Here is an 8,093-nt window from a genome sequence, read left to right on the forward strand (position 1 = left end):
GCGCACTTCGCTGATTAAGAGTTTCTTCCGCATGTCAGATACAAAGTATATTTTGGCAAGTTCAAAAATAGACTGCCAATACTTTCGGAACGATTAATATCAACCCCACGCCAGGGACCGATGCCACTGCCGACGAGAATGTCGGTGCGGTCTATCTCTACTAACCTTCATTTGCCCTATAGTGACAAGATGGCCTCCTCGGAGGCGTCTCTGCTTCCGGGTTGGCTCAGCCCGTCCCGCTACATTCTCCACAGCCTCCCGTTACCCCGACGGCTTTTGGAATGGGTATTGCCTCAATGTGTGTATGATCGGGTAACCTACAAAGGAGCTTCTGAACAAGTCATGGGCGGCCGCCTTGAGACCAGAATCTCCCGCCTCTGCGTTGCAAATCTCGGTAATAGCAGGCCTATTGCCAAGATTTGCGCCTTGATACGAAAGATTCTGACTCACAATTCGCTTCGCCCAGACTTATTCAGAGGCCCCAAGTGAAAACTCAGCCCAACTGCCGATCTCAAAACTGATAAGGGTGTCGCACAAGCGTCTTGGTCTAAGGTGATACCTTTCTAGGTTTGGCCAGAATTGGCAATGCTTTTAGTCGAATGCGTTTTGTTTACTAATTAACTCTACGAAAAAATAGCAATCGAGGAACGATTCAATGTCCACAATCACAACTGATCAATTAACCGCCTTTGCGGTGGATATCTTGACCGCAGCAGGCGCAGATAGAGAGCAGGCGACGAGCGTTGCCGAAGTCCTTATTTGGGGCAACTCTGCCGGGCGACCCAACCAGGGTGTTTGGCGTCTTCCGATCCTGTGCAAGCGCCTTTCGAAGGGGTTATTCAATTCCCCGTGTAATCTAAAGATCGACAAACGTACGCCCTCTGTTGCAGTTATCGATGGTGATAATGGCATAGGGCATTATGTGGGGCAGATGGCTGCAGATACAGCCATTGATCTGGCGTCCAAAAATGGTGTGGGCGTGGTTACCGTATCTGACAGTAATTTTTTGGGATCGTTGGGCTACTATGTCGATAAAATTGCAAAAAATGGAATGCTGGCTGTTTTGTGGAATAACTCCTTTCCAAAAGTGGCTCCTTACGGTGGCGTAAAAGCAGTTCTTGGAACTAACCCGCTCGCATTTGCTGCGCCGCGCCGTAATGGAAGAAATGTCATCGCCGATCTCTCCACCGGTGCCAGTGCGGGCTCGACGATCACCAAGGCTGCGGAACTTGGACAGCCTATCCCGGAAGGCATTGCCATCGCCCGTGATGGTACTCCGATTACCGATCCAGCCAAGGTGAAGGATGGCGCCTTGTTGCCATTTGGTGGCGCTAAAGGTTACGCATTGGGCCTGATGGTGGAGATCATGGCCGGTGTTGTGAGCGGCGCCGGCATTTCACATGGCGTACATTCGATGTATGGTGATTTTGAGAACCCGGGTAATAGTGGGCACTTTTTCATGGCCGTTGACATTAATACCCTGATGCCGATGAACACATATTATGATCGGATGGAGATGTTAGTTGATGTTCTACGCGAGAGTGGAGAAGAAGTCATGTTGCCTGGTGAAGGGCGGTGGAGTGCACTGGATAAAACCGAAGCGGCAGGTGGTATAGCATTGGACGAAAAGACTACCAAGGCCTTGACTGAGTTGGCAAATAGTCTGAGTGTTATTACGCCTTGGTAGGATGGTTTTTATGAGGGGGTAAGGCACCCTGCGGTATCGCCGTTTTTGGTGATACCGCAGGACAAGATCGAGGCTTTGGTTGAACTACTATAAATAATTGATTTTCTTCGCTAGAGTACGAAAGATAGGTCGGCCTCCATGTAAGAGCTTTCCTAAGGAAGCGCCAATAAAATAATCGATTCCAGCAGCCCTCCCGGCATCGGGCGATTTCCGCCCGTTCCCTAAGCGAGAGATCTTCGAGTATATTGAGGGTTTTATAATCGCCAGCGCCGGCATTCATCGATCGGATGCCTGGCACCTGACACTGGCTAAGTACGATGCCCAGTATCAAGAGATTGCTTGATTTTGTGTCCGGAAAATCCTTGCCAGATCCGTTGTCACCTAATTATGGAAAAGCTACCCCCTATCGGATTGATGGCGGCGTGGGTTTATTAATACCTCGGTACCACTCGTCGGGTTACGAGCGCTTTTTCTCGAAAATATACTCCAATATGGTTTCGCACACTCCTTGCTCGTGGAGGTTCTTGTCTGCAAGAAGATAGTGATGATGGAGGCCAGGGGTGGTATTTACCTCGCCAATTATCCCGCCGGTTGCATGCAGCGGTTGGCCTATGTCGGTGGTGATTATATCGATGCCGGCGAGTTCACAGCCCATTATGCGAATAATATTTTGCGCCAGAGTAATGGTTTCCGGGTGAACCTGATCCGTGACGGAATGACTCTCCCTTGAACAATTCTGATTGACTACCTGCTTGACTTTGATCGATTCACCTTTTTTTGGAACATGGTTGGGAGACAGGTTTTGTGCATTTAGGGTATTTTTACACTCCATATCGATCAGTAAAGGGCTGAGTGCGCGTGGCGTGTTCCCTGTCAGTCGATCTGATGTCTCTATTTCCATCAATTGCTTGATGCTGGAGCGCCCATCACCTCTAACTTCTGGTGGATCACGTCTTACCGCATGTATCAGATCTGAATTTAGGAATAACAAACGGTAAGAATGTCCTTTGACTTCCTCTTCGATCACAATGTTCGAGCAAAATTTTCTGGCAAGTATGGTGGCGTTGATCAACTTTTGTTTGCTGTCAATGCCTGTAGTAACTCCACTTCCTCCACCGGTGCCGGATGCGGGTTTCACTACGCAAGCTTGTGTTGAGTCGCTAAGAAATTTTAAGGCATCGTCCAATTGGGAAAATCGGAACTCTAGATACCTGGGTGCTCGGTAACCTTCAGTGGTTTCTAAAAGTTGGTGTGTAAGAGGTTTGTTGCCCGCAAGTCTTAACGTTAGGTTGCTGTCCAGCATGACTTTGTCCATCTGTACAAAGGTATGCAGGTCATTTCGAGTGATACGTTGAAAATCAGAGCCGATTTCTTCAATCTTCGCACCTATCCTGGATGCGGATTCGCGCCACAAATCGCGATAGAATCGCTTTCGAAGATTCCAAAAGCTCTGCTCAATAGCCCGTTTTTCTGGCGAGGTAAGCGTCAAGAATTTGCTAATTCTTGAGTAGTTCTCCAGTACAGTCAAAGTAACGTAATTCATAGTACAAATGTGATGCATCCAAGTGTGAATGTTTCTTGGCTAGTTATTCCAATCAAGCCGGGCAGAAAGTCTAATTTCTGCTAAAAGTTCGTCTAATTATCTCCAGTGCTACACTATTCAACATGCCGTGCATGTTGAATTATTAGGTTGCTAGGAGAAACTCTGAGTCAGTCTCTCAACCTTTTGTCTTCTTTTCTTGAGTCCTGAAGTGCTTGAGGAAGTGATGTATCGACGGATACGGATCCAGCAGTCTAAAAAAAGGGAAGACTTGAGGGTGGGCTAAGCTAGCAATCCACTGAGGAAAAGTCATCTCGCCTTTTCGCCTCATGGTGCGAAATGCGAGGTAATCATTTACAGGGTAAAGCAGTCTCATGTTGGAACGAAAACTGTCGGTATAAGGAACAGATTTACCGCTCATGTGTTGGTGGATTAAGTAGGCAATATCCATCCCGGATCTTACAAGCAGTTCATGAGCAGCAGTGAATCTTGGGTTGCATTCAATTACCTTTAGTTGGTTGTCACGGGGGTCTTTTTTGAATTCTATGTTGGCCATCCCGCGAAGGCCGATGCCTTGAAAAAACTTCATCCCTAATTCTGCGGTTTCCTGGTCCCAGTCAGTGATGTGATAGCAAGCACCTCCATGATTAGGCGGAAAGCGGCGCAATACTCTCTTGGTGAATTGAAAAAGGGGGGTTCCATCTGCTTTGATGTAAGTATAGAAACTGCTTAGCAGGGTGTCGGGGCCTGGGATGAATTCTGAGATTATTACGTCACATTCCTTCTCCCTGGCGGCCTTCAGGTTGGCTATTAACTCGGCTTGACTGTCAGCTCGGAGATATTTTTTGCCGTTAAACTTAGTCCTGAAAACAAGGGAATTGACTGGCTTTGCGATGACAGGATATTCAATATTTTGGCTTGCTAACTCTTTGATTGAGGAACCAGCGTCCACTTTCCAGGTTCTCGGTGTTCCTATTCCAATCTTTTTGGCGAGCCGAAGGGTTTCTTTTTTGTCGAGCATAGCGAGATGAATTTCAGGTATGAATTCATCTAGAAGATAGTACTTCTCCAACTCTTCGCGGTTCTCCGCGAGAAACTGAACAGCATCATCTCCGCAGCCGAATATCAAATGACCATTCAGCTCTGGATGAGGCCTTCCAAGTAGAAGCTCTGACCAGTAGTCAAATACATCAGCGCCTAAAGGTATAATATATTGCTTGTTTCCATATCTGGAGAATGTGATGGGACGGCCTTCTGTTGCTGAAAAGCTAACAGGTATACCATGGCGACTTAGGCTACGAAGAATCGAAAGGGCATTTTCATGGCCGCCGAGAATCAATACAGGTATATTTGAACTATCCTTATCAACCATGGTTAACGTCGCTTAAATATGTTTGAGTGGGCTGAATCGTCAATCGGAGTTATTTGAAAAACTTTCACATGACGCTTGTTTACCGGTAGTTAGCAAACGATCCAAAATTATCTACTAGATCACGCAAACCGGGGTGGAAATTCTAATTCTCTGGATCAGGCAGGGCTTGATCTGTCCCTGATGTTCAGTCACAAATTTTCCTTGAAGCTGACCGTAAGTTGTTCGCTCAAAGTTATGCTAATCACTGGGGGCGGGCAAGGGAGAGAACTTTGTTTTGCGACACAAAGCAAGTTTGCTAACACCGCCTACTGTATGTGCTTGAAACCGTGATCACTCCTTCTGTTTCGCGGCTTCCACGAAAATCGCCAAGCCATTTTTCCCACCTCAGCACCTAGTGTCAACCAAGAAAGACGTCAGCATGTCTCCAAATTTCGGACTCACGCTACCAAGCTGGCCTGATCTGCTATCGGATTCTTAACCGGCGGATCAACAGGGCGCCATTCTTCTTGGGATGATGCCAGCAATGATACAAATCACCTTGCTTGGTATGAACGTCCTTTGTCAGTCCGTCGACAGACTATTGGGCGAAATCTTACTCGTTGGTCTGACACACTTGACGGTGCCGTCCAAGGAGATAGTGAAGGATTGGTCTCACTATATATATCGATACAAGGCATGCATTTTTAATCTCTATGGCGCCGTTAGGACGTGCACAGGCGTATGCTTTTGTAACAGAGCCAAACGCAACGGTACCTCGCTGTACAACCCCTCTGTTTTTGCCTCAGCGTATTTTGCGTGCTTTGCTGCACCGGAGAAAAGGAGGAACAGATTTTTTGTATTCAGGGCAAACGATGCTGTCAAGGACATACGTGGCAGCCGGGTTTTGGTCTCCGGTACTGCAACGCAGCGGCCTTCACGCACCTCAACAGCGGCATCACCGGGAAATAGTGAGAGAAAATGGCCATCTTCACCCATGCCAATGTAAACGGCGTCGAATGGCCTATCGATGGTAGTCAGTCGGGCTTCACAAGCTGCTCGGCCCAACTCCGGCGTTGCTTCACCACCATAGAACGGGATAAATGTTGCATCGGCAGCATCTCCCTGCAGTAGGTAGTCTCGCACTAGGCTTTCATTGCTATCTGTATGGCCCACCGGAACCCAACGTTCATCAGTCAGTGTGATGGTTACGCTGGCCCAGTCGATATCCTGCTTGCACAAATAGTTGAAGACGGTTTGTGGGGTACGCCCACCGGATACTGCGAGTAGCGCACGACCACGCTTGGTGATTGCATCTCGCATGGTGCAGGCCAGTTCATCCGCCAATACATGCGCGGCAGCTTCCATCGATTCAAACTCGCGTTCTTCAATGGCCATCAATAATTTAATCCGGTTAACCTGCGGGAGGATAATCTGCTGTTGGTATTTTGTTCTCATCCAGGCCCGTAATTGCAGCTCTGCCCATAGCAAGAATGGCCTCTTCAGAACTGCCACCTATATGCGGTGTGACCAGCAGGTTGGGCAATTGTAGCATCTCCATATCATCCGGCGGTTCGACAGCAAATACGTCTAGTGCCGCTGCAGCGATCTTGCCTTCTTGCAGTATCTTCTTGAGGGCCGCATCGTCGACCAGGCCGCCCCGTGCAGCATTGATCAGCATTGCATCCGGCTTCATCAGTGCCAACCGTTCAGCATTGAGAATGTTGCGCGTGCTGTCGTCTAACGGAAGATGCAGTGTCACGATATCCGACCGCTGTAGCAACTCTTCTAGGCTCACCGCTTCAACATTATGCTGGGCGTAAAACTCGGGGAAGTCGAGAATATCGTGTGCCAGTACTTTGCAGCCAAAGGCATTCAGAATCGGCGTAAGATCTTTGCCGATATACCCGCAACCAATGATGCCAACGGTGCGGCCTGAGATCTCCTTGCCCATCCTGTTTTTCCAAATCCCCTCGCGCGCTTCACGCGATCCTGCCGGCACATGACGCAACAGCGATATGGCGCAGGAGATTACCAGTTCGGTCACTGAACGTCGGTTAACGCCGCCGGTCCAACCCAGTTTGATTCCGTGTCGGATCAGCGCCTCCTTGTCCAGCATATCGGTGCCCACGCCGTATTTGCTGATAATTTCAAGCTCAGGTAGGGCCTTTAGAAAAGGTTCATCAATCGTCTCCAAAGCGGAAATTATTTTGCGGCGCCCACGACAATATTCGATCAGATCCTCGCCGGCCAGCGACACCCCGTCATCGTTGAACTTGACATCGGAATAACGTTCCAATAGTTCTGCCCGCAACACAGGGTGGCGGGAAAATGAACGCGATGTGACGGCAATAGGGGTGTTTTCTCTCATGCAAGCTCCGTGGAGATCTCTTCGTAACCATAATAATGTGGGGTGCTGGCGTGTGTGCCCGCCTGCCAAAAGGCAGTCATGCTGATGGCAAGCAGCAGTGCTACCGATTCCTGCTCTGCAGCTTTTTTTCTTGTTCTTGCTTGAATTGTGGGTCGGCATCGTAGATACCAAACACCATCTTCATCACCTCATAGGTATCTTTTGTTGTGCCGTTATGAATCGGCTTGCCGGTGCGGATGCAGTCAACAAATTCGGCCAACTCCAAGTCCCAAGACGGGTCGGTGTTGCAGAATGTCTTTTCCTCAGGGGGATTGCCAATCGCGAAACCGACATGTTTGCGGCCTTGGATGATCCATTCGTCGCGATAACTGCGCGTTCCTGAGGGCATGCCATCCACTATGACATAGCCGTCCTGCATGAATATCTCCAGCGTAAAGCGGTGTTTCCACTGGGTGAATGAGCTGTGCAGTTGTGCGATACGGCCTTTTTTGTCCCGCAGTAGGGCAAAGACGTTGTCTTCAAGTGCGATATCCCAGAATGCAGTGGTGCACATGCTCTTGATTTCGACAAAATCACCGCAAAAATAGCGAAAGAGGTCTAGCATGTGAATGCCCTGATCGAACAGTATGCCTCCACCAGCAACCTCTGGGTCGTCGCGCCACTCATTGGGATTACCTGACCCCTCCGCCTTGCCATAGACCCCTCTCATCCAGAGAATGTCGCCGTATTTGCCACTCTCAACGATTTTCTTGGCTTCCATGATGCCGTAGTGGTAGCGGTGGTTGAATCCTACCTTTAGCGCAAGACCCGGGTTACGCTTTTCGGCCTCCATAATGCGCTCGATATCTGCCAAGTTGCGACCCGGTGGCTTTTCACAAAAGACATGCTTCCCTGCATCCAGGGCTGATTCTACGACCTCTGGAATGAATCGGTTGGGGGCGCAGACGATGACAGCGTCAACATCGGAATCGATGACAGCCCGATAGTCGGGGAGGATCTTAATGTCTTGGAATCCTTGCGCCGGTGGGTTGGGATCCGTACCGGATACTATTAATCGTTCCGAAAGTATTGGCAGTGTATACTGCTTTCCATGGCTACGATAAAAGAACAGCGTGATCAGAAAAGGAAAGATGTAGTGGAGGCGATT

At 48.9% G+C, this 8,093-nt stretch carries 6 protein-coding genes; 1 reads left to right on the plus strand and 5 read right to left on the minus strand.

All coding sequences use genetic code 11. The features are described from left to right. Nucleotides 1-655: 655 nt before the first annotated feature. Nucleotides 656-1,687: an Ldh family oxidoreductase gene (locus Ga0074115_RS15205; protein ID WP_057957295.1), complete on the plus strand. Its 1,032-nt coding sequence runs from the start codon at nucleotides 656-658 to the stop codon at nucleotides 1,685-1,687. A gap of 457 nt (nucleotides 1,688-2,144) precedes the next feature. On the opposite strand, the gene Ga0074115_RS15210 is transcribed toward Ga0074115_RS15205, so the two are convergent. The 5 genes from Ga0074115_RS15210 to Ga0074115_RS15230 all read right to left on the minus strand — a co-directional run. Then, nucleotides 2,145-3,230 carry a cyanophycin synthetase gene (locus tag Ga0074115_RS15210; protein WP_232433153.1) on the minus strand — a complete coding sequence of 362 codons (1,086 nt, stop codon included), beginning with the start codon at nucleotides 3,228-3,230 and terminating at the stop codon, nucleotides 2,145-2,147. 175 nt (nucleotides 3,231-3,405) lie between these two features. Then, nucleotides 3,406-4,599, minus strand: a complete 1,194-nt coding sequence (locus Ga0074115_RS15215) for a carboxylate--amine ligase (RefSeq protein WP_060528693.1) — start codon at nucleotides 4,597-4,599, stop codon at nucleotides 3,406-3,408. Between the two features lie 690 nt (nucleotides 4,600-5,289). Beyond that, nucleotides 5,290-6,033: a 6-phosphogluconolactonase gene (pgl, locus tag Ga0074115_RS15220; protein ID WP_232433154.1), complete on the minus strand. Its 744-nt coding sequence runs from the start codon at nucleotides 6,031-6,033 to the stop codon at nucleotides 5,290-5,292. Next, the gene (locus tag Ga0074115_RS15225) at nucleotides 5,990-6,946 is read right to left on the minus strand and encodes a phosphoglycerate dehydrogenase (protein WP_060528694.1); all 957 of its coding nucleotides are present in this window, start codon (nucleotides 6,944-6,946) and stop codon (nucleotides 5,990-5,992) included. Before Ga0074115_RS15225 ends, pgl begins: the two co-directional genes overlap by 44 nt. A 100-nt stretch (nucleotides 6,947-7,046) precedes the next feature. Next, a partial coding sequence (locus Ga0074115_RS15230) for a Gfo/Idh/MocA family protein (RefSeq protein WP_157292811.1) occupies nucleotides 7,047-8,093 on the minus strand: 1,047 nt, incomplete at its 5' end.

Origin of the sequence: endosymbiont of Ridgeia piscesae (assembly GCF_001443665.1) — a bacterium.
Classification (GTDB): domain Bacteria; phylum Pseudomonadota; class Gammaproteobacteria; order Chromatiales; family Chromatiaceae; genus Endoriftia; species Endoriftia persephonae.

Coding starts and splice junctions, on each gene's coding strand:
- Ga0074115_RS15205 (WP_057957295.1), top strand. CDS start 656: ATGTCCACAATCACAACTGATCAATTAACCGCCTTTGCGGTGGATATC.
- Ga0074115_RS15210 (WP_232433153.1), bottom strand. CDS start 3,230: ATGAATTACGTTACTTTGACTGTACTGGAGAACTACTCAAGAATTAGC.
- Ga0074115_RS15215 (WP_060528693.1), bottom strand. CDS start 4,599: ATGGTTGATAAGGATAGTTCAAATATACCTGTATTGATTCTCGGCGGC.
- pgl (WP_232433154.1), bottom strand. CDS start 6,033: ATGAGAACAAAATACCAACAGCAGATTATCCTCCCGCAGGTTAACCGG.
- Ga0074115_RS15225 (WP_060528694.1), bottom strand. CDS start 6,946: ATGAGAGAAAACACCCCTATTGCCGTCACATCGCGTTCATTTTCCCGC.